The sequence below is a fragment of the Streptomyces sp. A1136 genome, from assembly GCF_004795055.1.
GTDB lineage: Bacteria > Actinomycetota > Actinomycetes > Streptomycetales > Streptomycetaceae > Streptomyces.
Genome location: NZ_SSBJ01000006.1, coordinates 229,536 through 254,627 on the forward strand (window position 1 = coordinate 229,536; position 25,092 = coordinate 254,627).

Below are 25,092 nucleotides of genomic sequence, written 5' to 3' on the forward strand. Positions count from 1 at the left end.
CTTCGGCCCCCCGCCCGTACCATGACCCCGTGCCCGGCCCCGGTCCCACCCTCGCCGACATAGCGCGCGCCGCGGAGGTCTCCACCGCGACCGTCTCGCACGCCCTCAACGGCACCGGCCGCCTCTCCGACGGCACCCGCCGACGGGTCCGCGAGGTGGCCGCCGGCCTCGGCTACGGCTCCCGGCGCGGTCCCCGCACCCGCACCCTCGGACTGGCGGTGACCACGTACGCGGGCTCCGCCTGGGACTTCGCGGGGATCGCCTACTTCTCCCGCCTGCTGACCTCCGCGACCTCCGCCGCGCACGCCCACGGCTACGCCCTCACCACCGTGCCCGCCGACCGGGGCGGCGAGCCGCTCTGGCACACCCTCGCCGTCGACGGGATGCTGCTGTCGGACAGCCCGGCGGGGGACCCGGTGCTGCGCGCCCTGCGGGCCCGCGGCCTGCCGCTGGTCTTCGACGGCCGCCCGTCCGACCCGTGGCCGTCGGACATATGGGTGGACAACGACCACGCGAGCACCACGCGAGAGGTGCTCGACCACCTCGCGGCCTCGGGAGCCCGGCGCGTCGCGCTGCACTCCGGATACGGCCGCGAGTTCTACACCGGGGCCGTCACGTCCGCCTACGAACAGTGGTGCGCGGAGCGTGGCACGGACCCGTTGGTGATCCGCTTCGACCCCGACGACCGCGCAGGTCACGCCTTCGACGCCGCCTTCGGCGCGCCCGGCCGACCCGACGCCGTCTACTGCGTGTACGACCCGGGCGGACGGCAGGCGCTGGCGGCCGCCGCGCGCCACGGCATCCGTACGCCCCACGACCTCCTGCTGGTCTGCGCCAGCGAGGACGCGGGGTACGCCGAGAACGAGCCGGCCGTGACCACCGTCACCCTGAATCCGGAGCGGATCGCCGTGCGCGCGGTGTCCGCGCTGGTGGAGCTCATCGAATCCGGGGAAGCGGAATCGACCGGGCAACTGACTGTGGCGGCAGGACTGCGGGTGCGTGCCTCGTCCCTTCCCCCGGACATGTACTAGAGTTATCTCGACATCGAGATATCTGCCGAAGGCGAACCGCAGCCGCCCCCGCTGGTAAGGGTTACCTAACTTAGCCTTACCTTAGCGGATTGGCCATGGGGCGTGGCGGCAGGATGCGGTTATACGCGCGAAATCATGCATGAAGGAGACTGTCGTGTCGGCGAACAGCTTCGACGCCCGCAGCACGCTGCAGGTGGGCGACGAGTCGTACGAGATCTTCCGGCTGGACAAGGTCGAGGGCGCGGCGCGTCTTCCCTACAGCCTGAAGGTGCTGCTGGAGAACCTGCTCCGTACCGAGGACGGCGCGAACATCACCGCCGACCACATCCGGTCCCTCGGCAACTGGGATTCGCAGGCGCAGCCCAGCGAGGAGATCCAGTTCACGCCGGCCCGCGTGATCATGCAGGACTTCACCGGCGTCCCCTGCGTCGTCGACCTCGCCACGATGCGCGAGGCCGTGAAGGCCCTCGGCGGCGACCCGTCGAAGATCAACCCGCTGGCCCCGGCCGAGCTGGTGATCGACCACTCGGTCATCGCCGACAAGTTCGGCACGAACGACGCGTTCGCCCAGAACGTGGAGTTGGAGTACGGCCGCAACAAGGAGCGCTACCAGTTCCTGCGCTGGGGCCAGACCGCCTTCGACGAGTTCAAGGTCGTCCCCCCGGGCACCGGCATCGTCCACCAGGTCAACATCGAGCACCTGGCCCGCACGGTCATGGTCCGAAATGGCCAGGCCTACCCCGACACCCTCGTCGGCACCGACTCGCACACCACCATGGTCAACGGCCTGGGCGTGCTCGGCTGGGGCGTCGGCGGCATCGAGGCCGAGGCCGCGATGCTCGGCCAGCCGGTCTCCATGCTGATCCCGCGCGTCGTGGGCTTCAAGCTGACCGGCGAGCTGCCGACCGGCACCACCGCCACCGACCTCGTGCTGACCATCACCGAGATGCTGCGCAAGCACGGCGTCGTCGGCAAGTTCGTCGAGTTCTACGGTGAGGGCGTCGCCGCCACCTCCCTCGCGAACCGCGCCACCATCGGCAACATGTCGCCGGAGTTCGGCTCGACCGCCGCGATCTTCCCGATCGACGACGAGACGCTGAAGTACCTGCGCCTGACCGGCCGCGACGCCCAGCAGGTGGCGCTCGTCGAGGCGTACGCCAAGGAGCAGGGTCTGTGGCTGGACCCGGCCGCCGAGCCCGACTTCTCCGAGAAGCTGGAGCTCGACCTCTCCACGGTCGTCCCCTCCATCGCCGGCCCCAAGCGCCCGCAGGACCGCATCGTCCTCGCGAACGCCGCCGAGCAGTTCGCCGTCGACGTGCGCAACTACGTCAGCGACGACGAGGAGGCCGGCAAGGAGTCCTTCCCGGCGTCCGACGCCCCGGCCTCCGCCGACGGCATCCCGACCAAGCCGACCCTGGTCACGCTGGCCGACGGCACCTCGTTCGAGATCGACCACGGCGCCGTCACCGTCGCCGCGATCACCTCCTGCACCAACACCTCGAACCCCTACGTCATGGTCGCCGCGGCGCTCGTGGCCAAGAAGGCGGCCGAGAAGGGCCTGACCCGCAAGCCGTGGGTCAAGACCACCCTGGCCCCGGGCTCGAAGGTCGTCACCGACTACTTCGACAAGGCCGGCCTGACCCCGTACCTGGACAAGCTGGGCTTCAACCTGGTCGGCTACGGCTGCACCACCTGCATCGGAAACTCCGGTCCGCTGGACGAGGAGATCTCGAAGGCGATCAACGAGGCCGACCTCGCGGTCACCTCGGTCCTCTCGGGCAACCGCAACTTCGAGGGTCGCATCAACCCCGACGTCAAGATGAACTACCTGGCCTCGCCGCCGCTGGTCGTCGCGTACGCCATCGCCGGCTCCATGAAGGTGGACATCACCAAGGACGCCATCGGCATCGACACCGAGGGCAAGCCGGTCTACCTCCAGGACATCTGGCCCTCCGAGGCCGAGGTCAACGACGTCGTGGCGAACGCCATCGGCGAGGACATGTTCAACAAGTCCTACCAGGACGTCTTCGCGGGCGACGCCCAGTGGCAGGCGCTGTCCATCCCGACCGGCAACACGTTCGAGTGGGACCCGCAGTCCACCTACGTCCGCAAGCCCCCCTACTTCGAGGGCATGACGATGGAGACCACCCCGGTCTCCGACATCGCCGGCGCCCGCGTGCTGGCGAAGCTGGGCGACTCGGTCACCACCGACCACATCTCCCCGGCCGGTGCTATCAAGGCCGACACCCCGGCCGGCAAGTACCTCACGGAGCACGGCGTCGAGCGCCGCGACTTCAACTCCTACGGTTCCCGTCGTGGCAACCACGAGGTCATGATCCGCGGTACGTTCGCCAACATCCGCCTGCGCAACCAGATCGCGCCGGGCACCGAGGGCGGCTTCACCCGCGACTTCACGCAGGCCGACGCGCCGGTCTCCTTCATCTACGACGCCTCGCAGAACTACCAGGCCGCCGGCATCCCGCTGGTCATCCTGGCGGGCAAGGAGTACGGCTCGGGCTCGTCCCGCGACTGGGCCGCCAAGGGCACCGCGCTGCTCGGCGTCAAGGCCGTCATCGCCGAGTCCTACGAGCGCATCCACCGCTCGAACCTGATCGGCATGGGCGTCCTCCCGCTCCAGTTCCCCGAGGGCGCCTCGGCGGCCGCGCTGGGTCTGACCGGCGAGGAGACCTTCTCCTTCACCGGCGTGGAGGAGCTCAACAACGGCACCACCCCGCGCACGGTCAAGGTCACCACCGACACCGGTGTGGAGTTCGACGCGGTCGTCCGCATCGACACCCCCGGTGAGGCGGACTACTACCGCAACGGCGGCATCATGCAGTACGTGCTCCGCAACCTGATCCGCGGTTAGTCACGCGGACGCCGAGCGGCACCGGAGGGCCGTATCCCCGAAAGGGGGTACGGCCCTTCCGCTTTTTCGGGACGTCGGGTATCGGCCGGCCAGGTGACGGTGAGGTCTCAACTCGGAAAAGCCGGGGCAGATACTTGTGCACGATCTTGCTCACCCGAGCGGAAGTGGACTATACCTGTGGCCGTCCGGGCCACCGAGAAGCGAGCGGCCCCGGACGGGGGGACGGTGGGGACCTGCGGCGATGCCGCGCGCACGGCAGCCGCCGTGGTGTTCCTTCCTCCTTCACACCCCTGACGAAGGCGAGGACTTGAGCATGGGATCCACCTCCGCCCACGGCGAGAACAGCACCGGTGAGGGCCTCGGCCGCCGGGACCTGATCAAGCGCTCCGCGGCACTCGGCCTGATCGCCGTCCCGACGATGAGCCTCCTTTCCGCCTGCGCCTCCGGCGGCGACACGACGACGAAGGGCCCCGCGAAGGGAGCCGTCTCCAAGGAGAACCCCTTCGGCGTGGCCAAGGGCGGCAAGATGGACGTCGTCGTCTTCAAGGGCGGGTTCGGCGACGACTACGCCAAGGCCTGGGAGACCGCCTTCGACAAGAAGTGGGGTACCACCAGCTCCCACCTCGGCACCCAGGAGATCACCGGCAAGCTCCAGCCGCGCTTCAACGGCGGCAACCCGCCGGACGTCATCGACGACTCGGGCGCCCAGCAGATCAAGGTCGACGTCCTCGCCAAGGGCGGTCAGCTGGCCGACCTCACGCAGGTCCTCGACGCGCCCTCCCTGGACGACCCGTCCAAGAAGGTCCGGGACATGCTGATCCCCGGCACCGTCGAACAGGGCACCCAGGGCGGCAAGTTCGTCGCCCTCTACTACGTCTACACCGTGTTCGGCTTCTGGTACTCCGGCAAGCTCTTCAAGGAGAAGGGCTGGACCGAGCCCAAGACCTGGGACGAGTTCCTCGCCGTCTGTACGAAGGCCAAGGAGGCCGGCATCGGCGGTCTCGCCCACCAGGGCAAGTACCCGTACTACATCAACGTCGTCATCATGGACCTGATCGCCAAGAAGGGCGGTCTGGAGGCGATGAAGGCGATCGACAACCTCGAACCGAACGCCTTCGAGGGCAACCCGGCCGCCCTCGCGGCGGTCGAGGCGGTGTACGAGGTCGTCGAGAAGGGCCTGCTGATGCCGGGCACCAACGGCCTCACCCACACGGAGTCCCAGACCGCCTGGAACCAGTACAAGGCGGCCTTCATCCCCTCCGGCTCCTGGCTGGAGAACGAGCAGCTCAAGCAGACCCCCGAGGACTTCGACATGAAGTTCCTGCCGGTCCCGCTGCTCGCCGACAGCAAGCTGCCCTTCGAGGCCATCCGCGCCGGGGCCGGCGAGCCCTTCATCGTCCCCGAGAAGGCCGCCAACAAGGCCGGCGGACTGGAGTTCCTGCGCTCGATGCTGTCACGCGAATGGTCGACCACCTTCGCCCAGCAGGCCAACTCCCTCACCGTCGTCAAGGACGGCGTCAACCCCGACGTCAAGCTGCGTCCGGGCACCCAGTCGGCGGTGGCGGCGGTCAAGGCGGCCGGGACCAACACCTTCAACTACCTGTACCCCGACTGGTACAGCGAAATGGACACCGACATCCAGAACGCGTCCAATGAGCTGATGGCGCAGCGGATCCAGCCCAAGGAATGGATCAAGCGGGCCCAGGCTGCGGTAGACAAGGCCGCCAAGGACCCGAACGCGAAGAACAACCGCCGCAGCTGACGTCACGGACGGGACGGACACCATGAGCCACGTTGCCCGCGGCAGAGGAGGGGGCGGTTTCATCACCGGCTTCCTGATCCTGCCGCTCGCGCTCTACCTGACCTTTGTCATCTGGCCCTACATCCAGACGTTCGGCTACTCCTTCACCAACTGGTCCGGGCAGTCGCCGACGTTCGGGTTCGTCGGCCTCGACAACTACGCGGCGTTGATGAAGGACGAGGTCTTCCGCGGCGCCCTGTGGCACAACCTGCTGCTCCTGGTGTTCGTCCCGGTGATCACCATCCTGCTCGCCCTCTTCTTCGCCTTCATGGTGAACGCGGGCGGCCGCAGCGGCGCCGGCGGGGTGCGGGGCGTCCGGGGATCGGGAATCTACAAGATCGTCTACTTCTTCCCGCAGGTCCTCTCCCTCGCCATCCTCGCCGTGCTCTTCGGCGCCGTGTACCGCAGCGACGGGGGCGGCCTGCTCAACGGTTTCCTCGTCAAACTCGGCCTCGTCGACCCGACCCGCCCCGTCGAATGGCTCAACGAGCCCAACCTCGTGCTGTGGTGCCTGCTCATGGTCGTCGTCTGGCACGGCGTCGGCTTCTACCTGGTGCTCTTCTCCGCCGCGATGCAGTCCGTCCCGAAGGACATCTACGAGGCCGCGCTGCTGGACGGCGCGGGCCGGGCCCAGACCTTCTTCAAGGTCACCCTGCCCCTGCTGTGGGACTCGGTACAGACCTCCGCCGTCTACCTGGGCATCGCCGCCATGGACATGTTCGTCCTCGTGTCCACCATGACCTCGGGTCAGTTCGGCGGCGGCCCGGACCACCACAGCGAGGTCATGGCCACGGTGCTGATGCGCAACTTCCTCTACTTCGGCAAGAGCGGATACGCCTGCGCCATGGGCGTGGTCATGCTCGTCCTGACCATGATCCTTTCCATCGTCACGCTGCGCGCCACCCGCCGCGAGCGCATCGAGTTCTGAGCGGGGAGACACCGATGACCACAGTGATCAAGGCCCCCGGAGAGGGCGCCACCGAGCGGCCCGGCGGCGCCGGCCGCGCCAAGGAGGGCGGCGGCGGCCGCTCCGACGGCACGGTGCTCAACGTCTTCTCGCACGGGTTCCTGGCCGTCTGGGCGATACTGATCGTCCTGCCCCTGATCTGGCTCGCCCTCGGTTCCTTCAAGACCGACTCGCAGATCGGCGGCTCGGCCCTGAGCCTGCCCTCCAACTGGCACTTCGACGCCTTCTCCCGCGCCTGGGACAAGGGCATCGGCGACTACTTCGCCCACACGCTGATCGTGCTGGTGTTCTCGGTGCCGCTGACCATGCTGCTCGGGTCGATGGCGGCGTACGTGCTGGCCCGCTACCCCTTCCCGGGCAACCGGGTCGTCTACTACTTCTTCGTCAGCGGGGCGATGTTCCCCGTCTTCCTGGCGCTCGTCCCCCTGTTCTTCATGGTCAAGCGCCTCGACATGCTCAACACGTACCAGGGCCTGATCCTCGTGTACGTGGCGTACTCGATGCCGTTCACCGTCTTCTTCATGCACTCGTTCTTCCGGACGCTGCCGACGGCGGTCCACGAGGCCGCGGTGATCGACGGGGCGTCCGACACCCGGATCTTCTTCCAGGTGATGCTGCCGATGGCCAAGCCCGGCCTGATCAGCGTGGGGATATTCAACGTCCTGGGCCAGTGGAACCAGTACATCCTGCCCTCCGTGCTGATGCAGCCCCAGAGCGGCTCGGACCCCGAGCGCTACATGCTCACCCAAGGCCTGATCCAGCTCCAGTACCAGATGGGATACGAGACGGACCTGCCGGTGCTGTTCGCCGGCGTGACCATCGCGATGATCCCGATGCTGGTGGTCTACCTCTCCTTCCAGCGCCAGATCCAGGCCGGTCTGACCTCCGCCACCCTCAAGTAGCGACGCCCGCGGGCGGGCCCCGGGGGGTCGGACCGGCCCGGGGCCCGCGGCGGCCGTCTCACGATATGGAGTGGCTTCGTCCCATAAACATCCCCTGGTGACCGATTCGTGCCGCGTCAGCCTCTTGACGTCTGGAGAGCCAAAGGCTCGACTTAAGGTTCACAAGTTGGAGAGACGCCGGTGTCTCGGAGCACTCAGCCCTGATCGCCGGCCGGGGGGCGACGGTCCGCCGTCGCTTATGGGCAGGAGTGGATGAGTCGTGCAGACTCCCGGATCGCAGTCGTCGCTGCATCGCGCGAACCTCGAACGCGTCGTACGGGCCGTCCGGCTGGCGGGCTCCCTGACGCAGGCGGAGATCGCCCGTGCCACCGGACTGTCGGCGGCCACGGTCTCCAACATCGTCCGCGAGCTCAAGGAAGGCGGGACCGTCGAGGTCACCGACACCTCCGCGGGCGGCCGGCGGGCCCGTAGCGTCTCGCTCAGCGGGGACGCGGGCATCGTGATCGGCGTGGACTTCGGTCACACCCACCTGCGGGTCGCCGTGGGCAACCTCGCCCACCAGGTACTCGCGGAGGACTCGGAGCCGCTGGACGTGGACGCCTCCTGGACGGAGGGCTTCGACCGCGCGGAAGCGCTGGTCGGACGGCTGATCGAAGGCGTGGGGGTGGGACGCGACAAGGTCATCGGCGTGGGCCTGGGCGTCCCCGGCCCGATCGACGTGGAATCCGGCACCCTCGGCTCCACCGCGATCCTGCCGGGCTGGGCGGGGATCAATCCGCGCCGGGAGCTGTCCAGCCGTTTGGGCGTACCGGTCTACGTGGACAACGACGCCAACCTGGGCGCCCTCGGGGAACTGGTCTGGGGGAGCGGTCGCGGGGTCAAGGACCTCGCCTACATCAAGGTCGCGAGCGGTGTCGGTTCCGGCCTGGTGATCAACGGCCAGATCTACCGCGGACCCGGCGGCACGGCGGGCGAGATCGGGCACATCACCCTCGACGAATCGGGCCCCGTCTGCCGCTGCGGCAACCGCGGCTGCCTGGAGACCTTCGCCGCCGCCCGCTACGTCCTGCCCCTCCTCCAGGGCAGCCACGGGCCGGAGTTGACGATGGAACGGGTGGTCGAACTGGCCCGCGAGGGCGACCCCGGCTGCCGTCGGGTCATCACCGACGTCGGCCGTCACATCGGCAGCGGCGTGGCCAGCCTGTGCAACCTGCTGAACCCCAGTCGGGTGGTGCTGGGCGGCTCGCTCGCCGAGGCGGGTGAACTCGTGCTGGCCCCCATCCGTGAATCGGTGGGGAGGTACGCGATCCCCAGCGCGGCCCGGCAACTGTCGGTGCTCACGGGCTCGCTCGGCGGGCGCGCGGAGGTGCTCGGCGCGTTGGCCCTCGTGCTGAGCGAGATGGGCGATTCGACGCTTTTGGCGGAAAATGGAATCGGAGTACGGGCTCCCGCCCTGTTGTCTTCAGTTAGATAACGGATGGCACCGTTGTCATCTCGTTAAGGATTCACTCCTTGACGGCAAACTGCGGCCGGGGTTGACTCGCATCCACCTCGGCCGCACTGCTGCGGCCTCGTCAGGGAGGTTCAACCAATGAACACTCGTATGCGCAGAGCCGCTGTTGCCGTCGCCGCCGGCGCCATGGCCGTTTCCCTCGCCGCATGTGGGAGCGCGAAGGAGTCCGGCGACAAGGCGAAGGAATCGGCTGCCGCCAAGGGTGACGCGGTCACCGTCGGCCTGCTCCTTCCCGAGAACCAGACGGCCCGTTACGAGAAGTTCGACAAGCCGCTCATAGAGAAGAAGGTCGCCGACCTCACCGGCGGCAAGGCCAAGGTGGTCTACGCCAACGCCAAGCAGGACGCGACCACGCAGAACTCGCAGGTCGACACGATGATCACCAACAAGGTGGACGTCCTGATCGTCGACGCGGTGGACGCCAAGGCCATCGCCGGCTCGGTCAAGAAGGCCAAGGACGCCGGCATCCCGGTCGTCGCCTACGACCGCCTCGCGGAGGGCCCGATCGACGCCTACACCTCCTTCGACAACGAAGAGGTCGGCAAGGTCCAGGGCAAGGCGCTGCTCGACGCGCTGGGCGACAAGGCCAAGGACGGCCAGATCGTCATGATGAACGGCTCCGTCACCGACCCGAACGCCGCCCTGTTCAAGAAGGGCGCGCACTCCGTCCTCGACGGCAAGGTGACCATCGGCAAGGAGTACGACACCAAGGAGTGGAAGCCGGAGAACGCCAACACCAACATGGCGGGCGCCCTCTCGGCGATCGGCAAGGACAAGGTGATCGGCGTCTACTCGGCCAACGACGGCATGGCCGGCGGCATCATCACCGCCCTCAAGGCGGCCGGTCTGTCCCCCCTGCCCCCCGTGACCGGCCAGGACGCCGAGCTCGCCGGTGTGCAGCGCATCGTCGCGGGTGAGCAGTTCATGAGCGTCTACAAGCCGTACGCGCCGGAGGCCTCGGCCGCCGCCGAGATGGCCGTGGCGCTCGCCAAGCACGAGAAGATCAGCGACATCGTCAACCAGAACGTCGACAGCCCGACCACCAAGGGCGTCCCGTCCGTGCTGATCCCGGTCGTCTCGCTCACCAAGGCGAACATCAAGGACACCGTCGTCAAGGACGGCGTCTACACGACCGACGAGATCTGCACCGACAAGTACGCGGCGGCCTGCGCCGCCATCGGCCTGAAGTAAAGGCCCCGGCCCGAGGCCGAGGCGCCGGGCTTCAACCGAAGCCCTCCGCCCGAACCGAAGGCCACGTCGCCCCGAACGGGACGACCCCCCGCCTGTCCGGCGCCCCGCCCCCTTTCCCCGCCATCCGCGGGGCGCCGGTACAGAAACGTTCCCTCTGTATTTCCCAGCCCCATTCGCGTTCCTGCTCTTTTGCACGACATCCCCGCCGGTCAGGCGGCGAAGGAGATGGTTCATGTGTCCGCTGCGCCCGTGCTGGCGTTGCGAGGGGTCTCGAAGCGGTTCGGCGCCGTTCAGGCCTTGACCGACGTAGAACTCGAGATCCACTCCGGTGAGGTGGTCGCCCTCGTCGGTGACAACGGCGCCGGCAAGTCCACGCTGGTCAAGACGATCGCCGGCGTGCACCCGATCGATGACGGAGTCATCGAGTGGGAGGGCCGCCCGGTCTCCATCACCAAGCCCCACGACGCCCAGAACCTGGGCATCGCGACGGTCTACCAGGACCTCGCGCTGTGCGACAACATCGACGTCGTCGGCAACCTCTTCCTCGGCCGCGAGCTCAAGCGCCGCGGCGTCCTCGACGAGGTGGAGATGGAGCGCCGCGCCCGCGAGCTCCTGACCACCCTGTCCATCCGGATACCCAGCGTCCGGATTCCCATCGCCTCGCTGTCCGGCGGTCAGCGCCAGACCGTGGCGATCGCCCGTTCGATGCTCGGCGAGCCCAAGCTCGTCATCCTCGACGAGCCCACGGCGGCCCTCGGCGTCGAGCAGACCGCCCAGGTCCTCGACCTGGTGGAGCGGCTGCGCGAGCGCGGCCACGCCGTCATCCTCATCAGCCACAACATGGCCGATGTGAAGGCCGTCGCCGACAAGGTGGCGGTCCTGCGGCTGGGCCGCAACAACGGCGTCTTCAGCGTCGCCGACACCTCGCAGGAAGAGATCATCTCCGCCATCACCGGGGCCACGGACAACGCCGTGACCCGTCGGGCGGCCCGCACCGGGGAGGCCCGCAAGTGAGCACCCAGAATCCTCCCGCCGGTCCGCTGGACAAGGGTCCCGCCGACCAGGCGCAGCACGTCGATCCGGTCAACCCGGCCGCCGCGACGAACGCCATCCCGGCCGTGGACCCGCGCCTGCTCGTCCGCGAGCAGGGCCTCGCCGGCTACCTCAGCGAGTTCGGCCGCAAGATGAAGGCCGGCGACCTCGGGTCCATCCCGGTCGTCCTCGGCCTGATCATCATCTGGGGCATCTTCCAGGGGTTGAACGCGAACTTCCTCTCCCCGGAGAACCTCACCAACATCGCCATCACGATGGTCGCCACCGGCATGATGGCCGTCGGCATCATCTTCGTGCTGCTGCTCGGCGAGATCGACCTCTCGGTCGGCTCGGTCAGCGGTGTCTCCGGCGCGATCGTCGCCGTCCTCGCCGTCACGCACGGCGTGAACGAGTGGCTCGCGATCCTGGTCGCCGTCGCGGGCGGCGCGCTGATCGGCGCCATCCACGGGTTCTTCTTCGCCCGGATCGGTGCCCCGGCCTTCGCCGTCACCCTGTCGGGCCTGCTGTTCTGGTCCGGCGCGATGCTGCAGATCCTCGGCAGCAACGGCACGATCAACCTCGACCCGGACGGCGTCGTCGGGCAGCTCACCACGTACTACTTCACGGACGTGGCCGCCGCCTACGGCCTCGCCGCGATCGCCGTGGCGGCCTACTTCCTGGCCTCCTTCTTCGACAACCGCCGCCGGCAGGCCGCGGGCGTCCCCTCCCGGCCGCTCGGCGAGATCGTGCTGCGCACGGCCGTGCTCGCGGTGTTCACCTTCGGCCCGGCCGCGGTGTTCAACCAGTACAAGGGCCTCCCGCTCGCGGTGGTGCTCTTCCTGGTCGTGCTGGTCGGCACGGACTTCGCCTTGCGCCGTACCTCCTTCGGCCGCAACATCTTCGCGCTCGGCGGCAGCGTCGAGGCCTCCCGGCGAGCCGGCATCAACGTCACCGGCATCCGCATCGCGGTCTTCTCCATCGCCGGCACCTTCGCCGCCATCGGCGGACTCTTCTGGGCGTCCAAGATCGCGGCGGCCAACCAGAGCGCCGGCGCCGGCGACCTGCTGATGAACGTGATCGCGGCGGCCGTCATCGGCGGCACCAGCCTCTTCGGCGGCCGGGGCCGGACCTGGAACGCCCTCCTCGGCGTCATGGTCATCACCTCGATCCAGTACGGTCTGGCCCTGGAAGGCATCGCGACGCCGATCCAGTACATGATCACCGGCGCGGTCCTGCTGGCGACCGTGGTCATCGACTCGGTCACCCGCAAGACCCAGAAGACGGCCGGACGCGCCTGACGGCGCGGTCGCCGGGGGTGACCCGGCGGTAAGAACCGTCACAGTGCCCGGCGCCACTTCGTGTGGCGCCGGGCACGTGTGCGTACATGTGTGCGTACGACTGTGTGGGTATGGGCCCGTTTGGGATGTGTGACTTCGCAAGGACGTGTACAGGTATGTCAAAGGCGTGACCGTCCCGGTATCGCCCGATGATGCTCGTCGCGAGCGGAACATTAGACTCGACAGACCAGCAAGCAACTGCAAGGAGGCACGGGTGCTGCTGACCCGCATCAAGGGACCGCGCGATCTGGACCGGCTCAGTCAGGAGGAGCTCACTCAGCTCGCCGCCGAGATCAGGTCCTTCCTCGTCGACGCCGTCTCCAAGACCGGCGGGCACCTCGGCCCCAACCTCGGCGTGGTCGAACTGACGATCGCCCTGCACCGGGTCTTCGACTCGCCCAAGGACAAGGTCCTCTTCGACACGGGCCATCAGGCCTACGTCCACAAACTGCTCACGGGCCGCCAGGACTTCGGGAACCTGCGCTCCAAGGGCGGGCTGTCCGGCTACCCCTCGCGCGCCGAGTCCGACCACGACGTGATCGAGAACTCGCACGCCTCCACGGTGCTCGGCTGGGCCGACGGCCTGGCCAAGGCCAACGAGGTGCTCCGCCGCGAGGACCACCACGTCGCCGCCGTCATCGGTGACGGCGCGCTGACCGGCGGCATGGCCTGGGAGGCCCTCAACAACATCGCCGCCGCCAAGGACCGCCCGCTCGTCATCGTCGTCAACGACAACGAGCGCTCCTACGGGCCCACCATCGGCGGCCTGGCCAACCACCTGGCCACCCTGCGCACCACGGACGGCTACGAGCGCTTCCTCGCCCGCGGCAAGGAACTCCTGGAACGTACCCCGGTCGTCGGCAAGCCGCTCTTCGAGACCCTGCACGGCGCCAAGAAGGGCCTGAAGGACTTCATCGCCCCGCAGGGCATGTTCGAGGACCTGGGGCTGAAGTACATCGGCCCCATCGACGGCCACGACATCGAGGCCCTGGAGTCGGCGCTCCAGCGCGCCAAGCGCTTCAGCGGCCCCGTCATCGTGCACTGCCTCACCCAGAAGGGCCGCGGCTACACCCCGGCCCTGGAACACGAGGCGGACCGTTTCCACGCGGTCGGGGTCATCCACCCGGACACCGGCCTGCCGGTCAAGACCGCCGCCGCCAGCTGGACCTCCGTCTTCGCCGACGAGATGGTCAAGCTCGGCCACGAGCGCGAGGACATCGTCGCCATCACCGCGGCCATGCTCCACCCGGTCGGCCTCAACAAGTTCGCCGAGGCCTTCCCGGACCGCATCTTCGACGTCGGCATCGCCGAGCAGCACGGCGCCACCTCGGCCGCCGGCCTCGCCACCGGCGGCGTCCACCCGGTCTTCGCGGTCTACGCGACCTTCCTCAACCGCGCCTTCGACCAGGTCCTGATGGACGTGGCCCTGCACAAGTGCGGGGTCACCTTCGTCCTGGACCGGGCGGGTGTCACCGGCGACGACGGCGCCTCCCACAACGGCATGTGGGACATGTCCATCCTCCAGGTGGTCCCGGGCCTGCGGTTGGCCGCCCCGCGCGACGCCGAGCAGCTGCGCGCCCAGCTCCGCGAGGCCGTCGCGGTCGAGGACGCGCCGACCGTCGTGCGCTTCTCCAAGGGCGTCGTCGGCCCGGCCGTCCCGGCCGTCGGCCGGATCGGCGGCATGGACCTGCTGCGCGCCCCGGCACCGGAGGTCACCCGGCCCGACGTCCTGCTCGTCTCGGTGGGCGCGCTCGCCCCGATGTGCCTGGAAGTCGCCGACCTGCTCGACAAGCAGGGGATCTCCTCCACCGTAGTCGACCCGCGCTGGGTCAAGCCCGTCGACGAGGCGCTGGCCCCGCTCGCGGAGCGGCACCGCGTGGTCGTGACCGTCGAGGACAACGGCCGCACCGGCGGCGTGGGCGCCGCCGTGTCGCAGGCGTTGCGCGACGCGGGTGTCGACGTACCGCTGCGCGACTTCGGCATCCCCCAGCGCTTCCTGGACCACGCGCTGCGCAAGGAGATCCTCGCCGAGATCGGGCTCACCGCGCCCGACATCGCCCGGCAGGTCACGGGCCTGGTCGCCAAGCTGGACGGCCGCTACGACAACGAGCCGGCCGCCACCGTCGACTGACCGAACGGGCCGCGCGCGGTTGCACGCGACGGGCCGGGAGATCACCCTTGAGGGGGTGGGCCTCCCGGCCCGTTCTCGTGTGCCTCGTCACCCGCCGGAGGTGCGTCGGTGAGCAGGAATCTGAAAAGCCCCTTCCGGACCAAGACGGTGGAGCAGTCCATCCGTGACACGGAAGAGCCGGAACACGCGCTCCGGAAGTCGCTCTCCGCCTGGGACCTGACGGTCTTCGGGGTCGGCGTCATCATCGGCACCGGCATCTTCGTCCTCACGGGCATCGCGGCGCGCAACAACGCCGGACCCGCCACCGCCCTGGCCTTCGTCGCGGCGGGCATCGTCTGTGCCCTCGCGGCGCTCTGCTACGCGGAGTTCGCCTCCACCGTGCCGGTGGCCGGTTCGGCGTACACCTTCTCCTACGCCTCGATCGGCGAACTGCCCGCCTGGATCATCGGCTGGGACCTCGTGCTGGAGTTCGCCCTCGGCACCGCCGTCGTGGCGGTCGGCTGGTCCGGGTACGTACGCCACCTCTTGAGCACCAACCTGGGCTGGGACATGCCCGCCGCGCTGTCGGGGCCCGACGGGGGAGGCACCTTCGACCTGTTGGCCTTCCTGCTGGTCCTGGTGCTGACCGCGATCCTCGTCGTGGGGACGAAGCTGTCGGCCCGGATCACCGCGATCGTCGTCGCCATCAAGGTGACGGTCGTGCTGCTCGTCATCGTCGCCGGCCTGTTCTTCATCAAGGCGGACAACTACAAGCCGTTCATCCCCCCGGCCCAGGAGCAGCCCCCGGGCAGCGGTTGGAAGGCGCCCCTGGTGCAGCTCATCTTCGGCTACGCCCCCACCAACTTCGGTGTCATGGGCATCTTCACCGCGGCCTCCCTCGTCTTCTTCGCCTTCATCGGCTTCGACGTCGTGGCCACCGCGGCGGAGGAGACCAAGAACCCCCAGCGGGACATGCCGCGCGGCATCCTCGGTTCGCTGGTCATCTGCACGGTGCTCTACGTCGCCGTGACGCTGGTGGTCACCGGCATGGAGAAGTACACGCAGATGTCGGCCACCGCCCCGCTCGCCGAAGCCTTCAAATCCGTGAACCAGCCCTTCTTCTCGGGCGCCATCAGCCTCGGGGCGTCCGTCGGCCTGATCACGGTGTGCATGATCCTGCTGCTCGGCCAGACCCGCGTGTTCTTCGCGATGAGCCGTGACGGACTGTTGCCCCGCTTCTTCTCCGTCACCCACCCGAAGTACCGCACGCCCTACCGGGCGACCATCACGCTCGGCGTGCTCATCGCCGTCATCGCGGGCTTCACGAGCCTGGAGAAGCTAGCGGAACTGGTCAACATCGGCACGCTGTTCGCGTTCGTGGTCGTCGCCCTCGGCGTCATCGTCCTGCGCCGCACCCGTCCGGACCTCCACCGGGCCTTCCGTACTCCCTGGGTGCCGGTGGTGCCGATCCTGTCGATCGCGGCGTCGCTGTGGCTGATGCTCAACCTGCCCGCCGAGACCTGGCTGCGGTTCGGCGTCTGGATGGTCATCGGCTTCGTCGTCTACTTCCTGTACAGCCGGCGCAACAGCCGCCTCGCCCGCGCGGGCCAGGCGGCGGAGTTCTAGTCGCCGGGGCGCGCGGGCCGGGTGTCAGGGGTCAGCCCTTGGCGGGGGAGTCCTTCGCCGAGGCGGGGACCTTCTGGTCCGCGCGCAGGGCGTCCCACAGTTGGGAGGCCTGCGGCTGGGCGACGATGACCCGGTTGGGGTCGACCTTGTCGTAGGCCACCGGCAGCATGATGGTCTCCATCGTCTCCGGATCGACGCCCTTCATGCTCTGCGCGAAGTCGGCCAGCGCGGTGAGCGAGGCGAGCTGGGAGTCGGTGGTCAGCGACTTGGTGCCGGCGTCGGCGAGCTTGTAGAGCCGCGCCGGGTTGCCCAGCGCGTCCTGCTTCTTCATCTCGGCCAGCATGGCCAGCATGAACTTCTGTTGGAGCCCTATGCGTCCGAGGTCGCTGCCGTCGCCGTAGCCGTAGCGGGTGCGGACGAACTTCAGCGAGTCGGTGCCGTCCAGCCGGTGCGTGCCCGCGTCCAGCTTGAGGCCGCCCTTGGCTCCGCTCATCGGCTTGTCGAGGGTGACTGTGACCCCGCCGAGGGCGTCGACCAGTTCCTTGAAACCGGCGAAGTCCACCTCGACGAAGTGGTCCACGCGGATGCCGGAGAGCTGCTCCACGGTCTTGACCACGCAGGCCGGACCGGCCACCGAGTAGACGGAGTTGAACATGACCCGGTTCGCGGGCGGCACGGTGGCGCCGTCCTTGTCCTTGCACTCGGGCCGGCTGATCAGGGTGTCGCGGGGGATGCTCACCGCGGTGGCCCTGGACCGGCCCTCGGGTATGTGGACCAGCATCGCGGTGTCGGAACGGGCTCCGCTGACGTCGCCGTGGTCGAGCTCCCCGTTGGCGCCGGCCCGTGAATCGGAGCCCAGGACCAGGACGTTCTGGGCGTTCTCGACCACCTTGGGCGGGCGGTTGTCGCCGATCGCCCGGTCCAGGTCGACGCTGTCGATGTTGCCGTTCAGGTGGCTGTAGGCCCACCAGCCGGCTCCCGCGGTGCCCAGGATCAGCACGGCGGCCACGAGCAGGACGATCCTCAACGCCCGGCGCTTGCGCGGGCGCGGCCCCCGGTCCGCGGTCCTGCGGCGCCTGCGGGTGGCGGTGTCTTGGGTCATACTGCTCGAATCCTCGGGGGGCCTGGGGCGGACGTCCGGATGCCGCTGCACTATAAGCAGATTTCTGAGTCGCAGGGGAGAGCGCTTATCGTCCTCCTGGTCCGTCGCGAAGCGGAAGTCCCGGAGTCCGCGAGGCGCCAGGGAGGAGGAGAGGAAGCCGTGGCCCGAGCAACCAGACGCCGTGCCCGACGCGGTGAGACGTCCCGCGAACCGCTGCCGGGTACCGGTCCGCGACCCGGCCGCGCGGCGCCGGTGGCGATCGTCGTGGCCGGCCCCGCGGATGCCGTCCCCTTCATCCGTTCCGAACCGGCCGGCTCCGTGATCGCGGTCGTCTGCCTCGACGGCGGCGGTGACGCCGAGTACCGCGCGTTGGAAGCGGCCGTCACCGAGGCGCGCGGACGCGGTTGCGTCTTCCGCGGAGAACCGTTCTTCCTCGATGCCGAGGCGGGCAACCTCACCGGCCGGATCCTCGACACCCTCCACGACATCGGGCCGCTGCGCGTGCGGACCCTCGATCCGGATCCCGTTCACGACGACATCGACAAGGAACGCAAGCTGCCGGTCGTCAACGAGCCGGAGGCGCGCGGCCGGGTGGCCCGCAGTGCGTTGAGAGCCGCCCGCCGCTACCAACTGGCCGTCGGCACACCGGTCTTCGTAGAGTGCCGCAGGGCCGGCGTGGAGGCCGGCCTGCCTGCCGAGGCATGCACGCGCTACCCGCTGCCCACCCGGTGGCTGATGGCCGGGACGGACGGTCGGCTGTCCGCCTACCTGCCCACGGCCGCCGGCGTGGTCCGCTGGACCGAGGGGGCCACCGAGTCAGAGAGGTGGCGGGGCCCGGAGCTGCTCGAGGGCCCGGAACTGATGCCCGGGCTGACCGTGCTACGGGGCCCCGAGGGCTACGCGCACCTGATCGGGCTGAGCCGGTCCAAGCGCAGGGAAGGCGGTTTCGCCGTCGAGGTGGTGTGTGCGACCCAGTACCAGACGGGCCGTCCGGTCGGGCCCTGGACATCGATCGGCAACCCCAACGGCGCGAGCTGGCAGAAGGCCCGCGAAGTCGGTTTCCCGGCGGCCACCTTCGACGCCGCGGGCGTACTGCACCTCTTCGTCCGCAATTTCGGGCATAGTGTCAGCGCCCGGAGGCAGTCCCCCAAGGGTGTCCTGAGCGGCTGGGAAACGCTCGGAGGCATGCGGACCGCCGACGAACTGACCGCCTTCCCGGCCGGCGACGGCGGGGTGCACATGGTGGCAAGGGCGCGCGACGCCCGGGCCGCCGTGCACTGGTACCGGCGGGACGCGGCGTCGGGGTGGATGGAGGACCGCCGGATCCCGGTGAGCCCCTTTCCTGGGAGCCTCTCCGCGGCCCCCGAGGCGGGTCTCGTCCGCTTCCGTTACGCCGCCAGCAACGAGGTCTGCGTCTGGTGGCCGGGTGCGCAGGCGCCGATCGGCCTCGGCGGGCCGGACGGGGTCGGCCCGATCGGCGGGGTGACGGGCGCCGACATCCAGGGGTGGGGCTGCACGGTCCTCGTACGCGGCGGCGCCGGGGGAGTGGCGGTCATCGGCGCACACCCGGACGGGCGGCCGGACACGGGCGTGTGGTGGGCGGAGTCGGGAGAGCCCTCTTTGGTGCCGCCCGCGGCCGCATTCGACAGCCGGGGCCGTGTGGTGATCGCCACAGTCGGAACGGACGGGAGACTGCGTGTGGCCCGGCAGCAACTGGGACCTACCGGCCTGGAGTTCACTCGCTGGGACGTCCAGTAAGGGCGATTCTGGTGGTTCACACTGGGTTTGGTGTCAGCAGTTGTCATTTCGCGCTCTGGCTGGCGTCACATGTGACTTGTTATGGTCGTTCAGCGCCCTTTATCTAAAACACAGGTGAACGTTTGGCGTCACGGTGGCGGCGCCTGCTGTCGCCCGTGCTCGTGGGTTCGAGCGTTGGCGCCCCTGTAGGCCAGGTTCGACGCCGTTGACGACTGAGGGGTTATGTCCAAGCTGTCACTGAAGGCCGTCCAGAAGCTGACCTGCAAGAAAAGGGACGCCTGGTGGACGGTCCTTCTGGTCGACCCGGTAGCGACCCGCCTCGTCTGTCTGTTCGCCCGTTGGAACTTCGTGACGCCCAACCGCGTGACCTGGGCCGCGCTCTACGTGGGCCTCGGCTCGGCCTGGTTCTTCCTCCAGGGCGACTGGCTTTCCCTGTGCATCGGCGCGGGCCTCTACCACGTCAGCTTCATCCTCGACTGCATCGACGGCAAGCTCGCCCGCCTCAAGGGCAACGGCACCATCTTCGGCGGCTGGCTCGACTACGTCTTCGACCGCATCCGCGTGCTCTTCTGCGCGCTGGCCCTGATGGGTGGGCAGTTCCTCATCCACGACGAGGAGATCTACCTCCTCGCGGCCCTCGCCGTGATCTTCCTCGACATGCTCCGCTACGTGGACGCACTCCAGATCTACAAGATGCGCATGTCCATGCGGAACAAGATCGAGGCGGTCACCCTCGCCCGCCAGGCGGAGCAGGGGCTTGAGGAGGAGGATCGGAAGGTCGTCTTCATCGAAGACCTGTTGCGGGAGAACCCCCTGGGTGAGGCCGACGCCCTCAAACGGGAGAAGGCCGAGACCGACCAGGCCGAGGTCATCGACCTGCACCAGCAGTTCCGCGAGCGCTTCCCCTGGTACGCACGGGTCCGCCACGCCCTGGTGCAGAGCCGCATCCGGCCGCACCTCATCAGCGGCATCGAGTTCCAGATGTTCATCTTCATCGTCGGCCCGGTCATCGGCCACGTGCTGTGGACCACCGCCGTGTCGGCCGTGCTGATGGGCGCCTTCGAGCTCGTCATCATGTTCAAGTTCTGGCTCTCCACCCGCGACTTCACGCGCACGATGGAACGGCTGGACCCGGGCAACACCCCCTCGCGCGCCGGCTCCATCGCCCCCCATCTGCACGCCGGACGTCACCGTCGCCGCGGCGAGGAGGACGCGCGCGCGATGCGGGCCGACCAGATGTTCCCCGCGCCCGAGCCGTACGAGGACCCCGGCTTCCAGCCTTACCCGCGGCCTTACACGGACGAGTACACAGGTGGTGTGACCGACACCATGCAGTTGCACAAGATCCCGTCCCAGCCGTCGCCGCGACCTGACTACGCCGAACCGGAGCGCCACCCCAGATGAGCTTCCCGGTCGACACATCGCAGTACCGCGTCACCATCGTCATCCCGGCCTTCAACGCGAGCGCCACGCTGGCCCGAGCGCTCCAGTCGGCCCTGGCCCAGACGCACCGCGGCATAGAGGTGCTCGTCGTCGACGACTGCTCCACCGACAACACCCTCGGGGTCGCCCGCCAGTTCGCCGGCCAGGACGGTCGGGTCCGCGTCATCGAGCGATCGCACAACAGCGGCGGTTGCGGCGCCCCCCGCAACAACGGCATCGAAGCCGCCTCCGGCCAGTTCGTGATGTTCCTCGACGCGGACGACGAGCTCCCGCTCAAGGCCGTGGAGACGCTGCTCTCCTCCGCCCTCACGACGGGCTCCGAGGTCACCGCCGGCCGTGTCGTGCGCATCAACCTCGCCACCGACGAGATCACCGTCTGGCAGCCGCAGCTGTACCCTGCCGAGCAGACGGTGGGGGGCCTGGGCGCGATGCCGGAGCTCTTCGAGGACCCGATCGCGGCCGGCAAACTGTACCGCCGGGACTTCCTCGACAGCTTCGGCATCCGCTTCCCCGAGGGCGTCTTCTTCGAGGACACCTATTTCTCCACGGTCGCGAACTTCCACGCCCGGTCCCTGACCATCCTCGCCACCCCCGTCTATCGGTGGATGTGGGAGCGGGAGTCGGACCAGCCCTCGATCACCAATCGGCGGGGCGAACTGCGCAGCATCCGCGACCGCGTCCTGGTCCACCAGTACACCGACAGCTTCCTGCACAGCGTCGGCCGCCCGGACCTGCTGGCCCGCAAGGCGGCCAAGTTCCTCTCGCACGACCTGCGGCTCTACACCCCCGAGCTGCGCACCTCCGACCGCGCCTACCACAACGGTTTCCTGGCCGCCGTGGCCCCGTACCTGCACACGCTCGAACCCGCCGCCTTCGAGCTGTGCGGACCAATGGAGCGGGTGCGTGCCTTCGGTCTGATGCACGGCCGGGTCGACATCGCGGTCTCGGCCTCCGACTACATGCGCCGCCGCAGCGTCATCAGCTCCGACATCGTCGAGCGGGACGGCCGGGTGTTCTGGTCGGCGTCGCTTCTCGGCCACCCCGACGCCGAGCGGTTCCTCGACGTCACCGAGTTGGAACTGACCGGTCAGAAGCTCGCCGACGCCCGCCTGTACAACCAGGCGACGTCGGTCGAGCTGGTCGACGGCGAACTGCACATCTCGGGCGCGATACGCAACCAGTTCGGCCGGTTCCACCCCGGTGACAAGGTCGAGCTCATCGCGGTGCTGCGACGCCGCAGCACCAAGACGGACTACCGCTTCCCCGTCTCCGGCGTGGAGATCGACGCGGACTGGATCCGCTACCACAGCACCGTGGACCTCGCCTCCGCCGTGGACAAGGCCGACCAGGCGGGCCACTGGAACTTCTTCGTCCAGCTCCGCCACGACGGCGAACGCGCCTCCACCGCCCTGAACATCAGCGGCCTCGACGTCACCGGCCTGCGCCACCCCGGCAAGGCCGGAGTCCTGGAGGTCTACGAGACCGTCAGCGGCAACCTGGGGCTGCGCCCGGAGACCGAGCGACGGCAGGTGACCACCTCCGAGCGGGGCACCCCCTGGCTGTGGTGGCAGGACGTCGCCCCGGCCGTCCCCGTCGCGCCGCCCGAGCAGTACGACGCGGCGATCGTCGTCCAGTGCCACAACGACGAGTACCACCTGCGGGAGTTCCTCTCCTCGCTCGTCGCGCAGCGCAGCTTCCCCGGCACCCAGGTGGTGTTCGTCGACGACGGGTCGAGCGACAGCACCGCGCGGCAATTGGCGGCCTTCGCCGCCTACTACCGCAACGCCGTCGTCGTCACCCAGCACCGCCTCGGCGTGCGCACCGCCTTCGACCACGGGCTGCGGTACGTCGCGGCCCCCTACGTGATGTTCGCCCGCGCCCGGGACATCCTCGGCGAGGACTCCGTCGGCAGGCTGCTCACGGCGGCCCGCCGCGTCCGGGGCGCCGACGTGGTCGTGGGCCAGGCGGACAACTTCCCGGGCCCGTGGCGCGGCGCGGACGAGCCGTGGCAGCGGTACTTCAGTGCCAAGCAGCCCGTTCGCAGACTGGCGGACGCCCCGTACCTCGTCTTCTCCACGCTGCTCGGCGCGAAGCTCTTCAAGACCTCCCACGTCCGTGCGCACGGCTTCCGCTGCGGCCCGGGCCCCGGCCCCGAGGACGACTGGTTCACCGTCCCGGCCGTGCTGTACGCGAAGTCGGTGACCATCGCACCGGACGCGCGCTTCTTCGAACGCGAGGAGCAGAAGCAGGACTCGCTCTTCGACCACCCCTGGAACGACCCCGCCAAGGCGGTGGAGCGGGTCCGCTTGGCCGCGTACGTCCTGGACTCGGTCCGCGGGGCCCCGGCCCGCGTGGTGCGCCTGGCCCAGCGATTCGTGGTCCGTACGACCCAGCCCTACGTCCGCAACATGCACCGGATCATGAGCAGACCGGAGCTCGCCGCGGTCCTCCCCCTGCTGAGATCCGTCTACGGCCAGATCCCCGACGAGGTGATCCTCCAGTACGCGACGCACCCCCAGTCCAAGGTCCAGCACCACGCGATCGTCACGGGCAACCTCGACCTCTTCGACGACCCGCTGGGCAGACCCGACTACCTGCCCACCCTCTTCCTGGACGAAGAGGGGATGTACCGCAGGCTCGCGAGCGACCCGGTGCCGACCAAGCTGCTGCGCATCCAGCGGGCCGGCGCCGTCCTGGAGACGTTCGTCTGGGACGACGACGAGATGCGTTTCGAAGGGCTCCTCGTCTTCTCCGGTGTGGACATCGACACCGCCTTCACCAACCGCGTCCAGCTGGTGCTGTCCGACGGGGAGCGGGAGGTGACCATTCCCGTGGAGCAGGTCTACCGGCGCGACCGCTGGCGTACCCGCAAGAACCAGGACTGGCTTTCCGGCTGGCGCGCCACGGTCCGCCCGTCCGCGCTCGACGCGCTGCGCAACGCGGAGCTGACCTTGACCGTCCGCGTGCTCAACGGAGAGCTCCACCACGACATCCACGTGGCGGCCCGGCAGATGCTGCACCGGTTCAAGGGGGTGCACACCTCGGGACGGCAGCGCTTCGTCCTGTCGATCGACGAGGACGAACAGGTCACCGTCCGTTGGGTACGCGGCCTCCTGGCCCGGCGCAAGGACAAGCTGCGCCGGTTCGGTCGGGAAGTGCGCAACTCGCTCCCGGGCCGCCCCGGCTGGCGCACCCGCCTGATGTACTGGCTGACCTACCCCTACCTGCACGGCCGGGGCATATGGATCATCGGCGAGCGCGAGGACACCGCGCAGGACAACAGCTACCACCTGTTCGCCTGGATCCGGCAGAACCGGCCCAAGTGCAAGATCTACTACTCCATCAACGGAGACTCCCCCGACTGGGACAAGGTCGCCCGCTACGGGCAGGTCATCGACCGGCTGTCGTGGAAGCACCGGGCGTACCTGCTCCACGCGGAACGCCTGATCAACGCCTACGACCTGGAGGCCTACCTCGGCTTCCCGGGCCTGCACAAGCGCGCCTTCCTGCGGGGGTACGGCGACCTGCTGCGCTACAAGCGGGTGTTCCTCCAGCACGGTGTCGTCTACAACGACGTCGTCGCCTCGGTCCACGGCCAGGCCACCAATGTCGACATGGTGCTCACCACGGGGCGCAGCGAGCGGTCCTACTACGCCGAGCACTGCGGATACGGATACGAGCGCGTCGCGGCGACGGGCCTGCCGCGCTTCGACGCCCTGAAGCCGGTGCCGGGGCTGCGACGGGTGTTGGTCATGCCGACCTGGCGCCGGGACATCGTGGCACCGTCCTACAACAGGGCGGCCAAGCCGGAGATACCGTTCCCCGCGTCCGAGTACTACCGGTTCTTCTCCTCGCTGCTGCGCAACGAGCGGCTGCTGAAGGCGCTCCAGTACCACGGCGTCGAGCTGGAGTTCATGCCGCACTACGAGATCCGGCCCTACCTCAACCACTTCAAGATCGACCATCCGTCGATCACCGTGTCCTCGACCGGCCGGGACGTGCAGCTCGCGATGCGCGAGTGCTCGATGCTGGTCACCGACTACTCGTCCGTCTTCTTCGACGTGGCCTACATGGGCAAGCCCATCGTCTACACGAACTTCGACGACGAGTCCTTCTACAGCAAGCACTACAAGCGCGGCTACTTCGACCTGGCACGCGACGGCTTCGGTCCGGCCTGCCGTACCGTCGACCACGCGGTCGACGAGATCATCGCGATCATGGACCGGAACTTCGAGGTGGAGCCCCGGTACCGGCAGCGCGCCGAGGAGTTCTTCGTCCTGCGCGACACCTCGAACTGCGAGCGCGCCTACCAGGTGATCGAAACGATGGATGCGAACGCCGTGGGTGACCAGCGGGCGCAGCTGTACCTCGGAGCACGTGGCTTCGGGGAGTTCTGAGAGGTACGTGACA

At 68.8% G+C, this 25,092-nt stretch carries 15 protein-coding genes; 14 read left to right on the forward strand and 1 reads right to left on the reverse strand.

Annotated elements, in window-relative coordinates; genetic code table 11:
* The first annotated feature begins 29 nt into the window (after positions 1 to 29).
* The 11 genes from E6R62_RS08315 to E6R62_RS08365 all read left to right on the forward strand — a co-directional run bounded on the left by E6R62_RS08315 (position 30) and on the right by E6R62_RS08365 (position 16,379).
* The gene (locus tag E6R62_RS08315) at positions 30 to 1,031 is read left to right on the forward strand and encodes a LacI family DNA-binding transcriptional regulator (protein WP_136212662.1); all 1,002 of its coding nucleotides are present in this window, start codon (positions 30 to 32) and stop codon (positions 1,029 to 1,031) included.
* Positions 1,032 to 1,185: 154 nt separating this feature from the next.
* Positions 1,186 to 3,900, forward strand: a complete 2,715-nt coding sequence (gene acnA / locus E6R62_RS08320; RefSeq protein ID WP_136212663.1) for an aconitate hydratase AcnA — start codon at positions 1,186 to 1,188, stop codon at positions 3,898 to 3,900.
* A gap of 313 nt (positions 3,901 to 4,213) precedes the next feature.
* The gene (gene ngcE, locus E6R62_RS08325) at positions 4,214 to 5,662 is read left to right on the forward strand and encodes an N-acetylglucosamine/diacetylchitobiose ABC transporter substrate-binding protein (RefSeq protein ID WP_136212664.1); all 1,449 of its coding nucleotides are present in this window, start codon (positions 4,214 to 4,216) and stop codon (positions 5,660 to 5,662) included.
* Positions 5,663 to 5,684: 22 nt separating this feature from the next.
* Entirely contained in the window at positions 5,685 to 6,629 is a 945-nt protein-coding gene (locus E6R62_RS08330; RefSeq protein ID WP_136212665.1) for a carbohydrate ABC transporter permease, read from the forward strand.
* Between the two features lie 14 nt (positions 6,630 to 6,643).
* A complete protein-coding gene (locus tag E6R62_RS08335; protein ID WP_136212666.1) occupies positions 6,644 to 7,570 on the forward strand; it encodes a carbohydrate ABC transporter permease in 927 nt (308 codons plus the stop codon).
* A gap of 259 nt (positions 7,571 to 7,829) precedes the next feature.
* A complete protein-coding gene (locus E6R62_RS08340) occupies positions 7,830 to 9,044 on the forward strand; it encodes an ROK family transcriptional regulator (RefSeq protein ID WP_136212667.1) in 1,215 nt (404 codons plus the stop codon).
* 117 nt (positions 9,045 to 9,161) lie between these two features.
* Positions 9,162 to 10,274: a sugar ABC transporter substrate-binding protein gene (locus tag E6R62_RS08345; RefSeq protein WP_136212668.1), complete on the forward strand. Its 1,113-nt coding sequence runs from the start codon at positions 9,162 to 9,164 to the stop codon at positions 10,272 to 10,274.
* Positions 10,275 to 10,499: 225 nt separating this feature from the next.
* Positions 10,500 to 11,288 carry an ATP-binding cassette domain-containing protein gene (locus tag E6R62_RS08350; protein WP_136212720.1) on the forward strand — a complete coding sequence of 263 codons (789 nt, stop codon included), beginning with the start codon at positions 10,500 to 10,502 and terminating at the stop codon, positions 11,286 to 11,288.
* A 95-nt stretch (positions 11,289 to 11,383) separates the two neighbouring features.
* Positions 11,384 to 12,604, forward strand: a complete 1,221-nt coding sequence (locus tag E6R62_RS08355; protein WP_240801551.1) for a sugar ABC transporter permease — start codon at positions 11,384 to 11,386, stop codon at positions 12,602 to 12,604.
* A gap of 253 nt (positions 12,605 to 12,857) precedes the next feature.
* Positions 12,858 to 14,774: a 1-deoxy-D-xylulose-5-phosphate synthase gene (gene dxs / locus E6R62_RS08360; RefSeq protein ID WP_136212669.1), complete on the forward strand. Its 1,917-nt coding sequence runs from the start codon at positions 12,858 to 12,860 to the stop codon at positions 14,772 to 14,774.
* Positions 14,775 to 14,882: 108 nt separating this feature from the next.
* A complete protein-coding gene (locus E6R62_RS08365; protein ID WP_136212670.1) occupies positions 14,883 to 16,379 on the forward strand; it encodes an amino acid permease in 1,497 nt (498 codons plus the stop codon).
* A gap of 31 nt (positions 16,380 to 16,410) precedes the next feature.
* Here E6R62_RS08365 and E6R62_RS08370 read toward each other — a convergent pair whose 3' ends face one another.
* The gene (locus E6R62_RS08370; protein WP_136212671.1) at positions 16,411 to 17,481 is read right to left on the reverse strand and encodes an LCP family protein; all 1,071 of its coding nucleotides are present in this window, start codon (positions 17,479 to 17,481) and stop codon (positions 16,411 to 16,413) included.
* A gap of 159 nt (positions 17,482 to 17,640) precedes the next feature.
* Between E6R62_RS08370 and E6R62_RS08375 the strand changes: the two genes are divergently transcribed.
* The 3 genes from E6R62_RS08375 (at position 17,641) to E6R62_RS08385 (ending at position 25,079) form a co-directional block, all read left to right on the forward strand.
* Complete coding sequence (locus tag E6R62_RS08375; protein ID WP_136212672.1) at positions 17,641 to 19,239, forward strand: hypothetical protein; 1,599 nt, start codon at positions 17,641 to 17,643, stop codon at positions 19,237 to 19,239.
* Positions 19,240 to 19,461: 222 nt separating this feature from the next.
* On the forward strand, positions 19,462 to 20,643 hold the full coding sequence (locus E6R62_RS08380; protein WP_136212673.1) for a CDP-alcohol phosphatidyltransferase family protein: 1,182 nt from the start codon (positions 19,462 to 19,464) through the stop codon (positions 20,641 to 20,643).
* Positions 20,640 to 25,079, forward strand: coding sequence for a glycosyltransferase (locus E6R62_RS08385; protein WP_136212674.1), 4,440 nt, complete (start codon positions 20,640 to 20,642; stop codon positions 25,077 to 25,079). Before E6R62_RS08380 ends, E6R62_RS08385 begins: the two co-directional genes overlap by 4 nt.
* Positions 25,080 to 25,092: the final 13 nt, after the last annotated feature.

What these genes read in the sequence shown, in the direction of transcription:
- ngcE (WP_136212664.1), top strand. Translation starts at nt 4,214, where the DNA reads ATGGGATCCACCTCCGCCCACGGCGAGAACAGCACCGGTGAGGGCCTC.
- E6R62_RS08330 (WP_136212665.1), top strand. Translation starts at nt 5,685, where the DNA reads ATGAGCCACGTTGCCCGCGGCAGAGGAGGGGGCGGTTTCATCACCGGC.
- E6R62_RS08335 (WP_136212666.1), top strand. Translation starts at nt 6,644, where the DNA reads ATGACCACAGTGATCAAGGCCCCCGGAGAGGGCGCCACCGAGCGGCCC.
- E6R62_RS08345 (WP_136212668.1), top strand. Translation starts at nt 9,162, where the DNA reads ATGAACACTCGTATGCGCAGAGCCGCTGTTGCCGTCGCCGCCGGCGCC.
- E6R62_RS08350 (WP_136212720.1), top strand. Translation starts at nt 10,500, where the DNA reads ATGGTTCATGTGTCCGCTGCGCCCGTGCTGGCGTTGCGAGGGGTCTCG.
- E6R62_RS08370 (WP_136212671.1), bottom strand. Translation starts at nt 17,481, where the DNA reads ATGACCCAAGACACCGCCACCCGCAGGCGCCGCAGGACCGCGGACCGG.
- E6R62_RS08380 (WP_136212673.1), top strand. Translation starts at nt 19,462, where the DNA reads ATGTCCAAGCTGTCACTGAAGGCCGTCCAGAAGCTGACCTGCAAGAAA.
- E6R62_RS08385 (WP_136212674.1), top strand. Translation starts at nt 20,640, where the DNA reads ATGAGCTTCCCGGTCGACACATCGCAGTACCGCGTCACCATCGTCATC.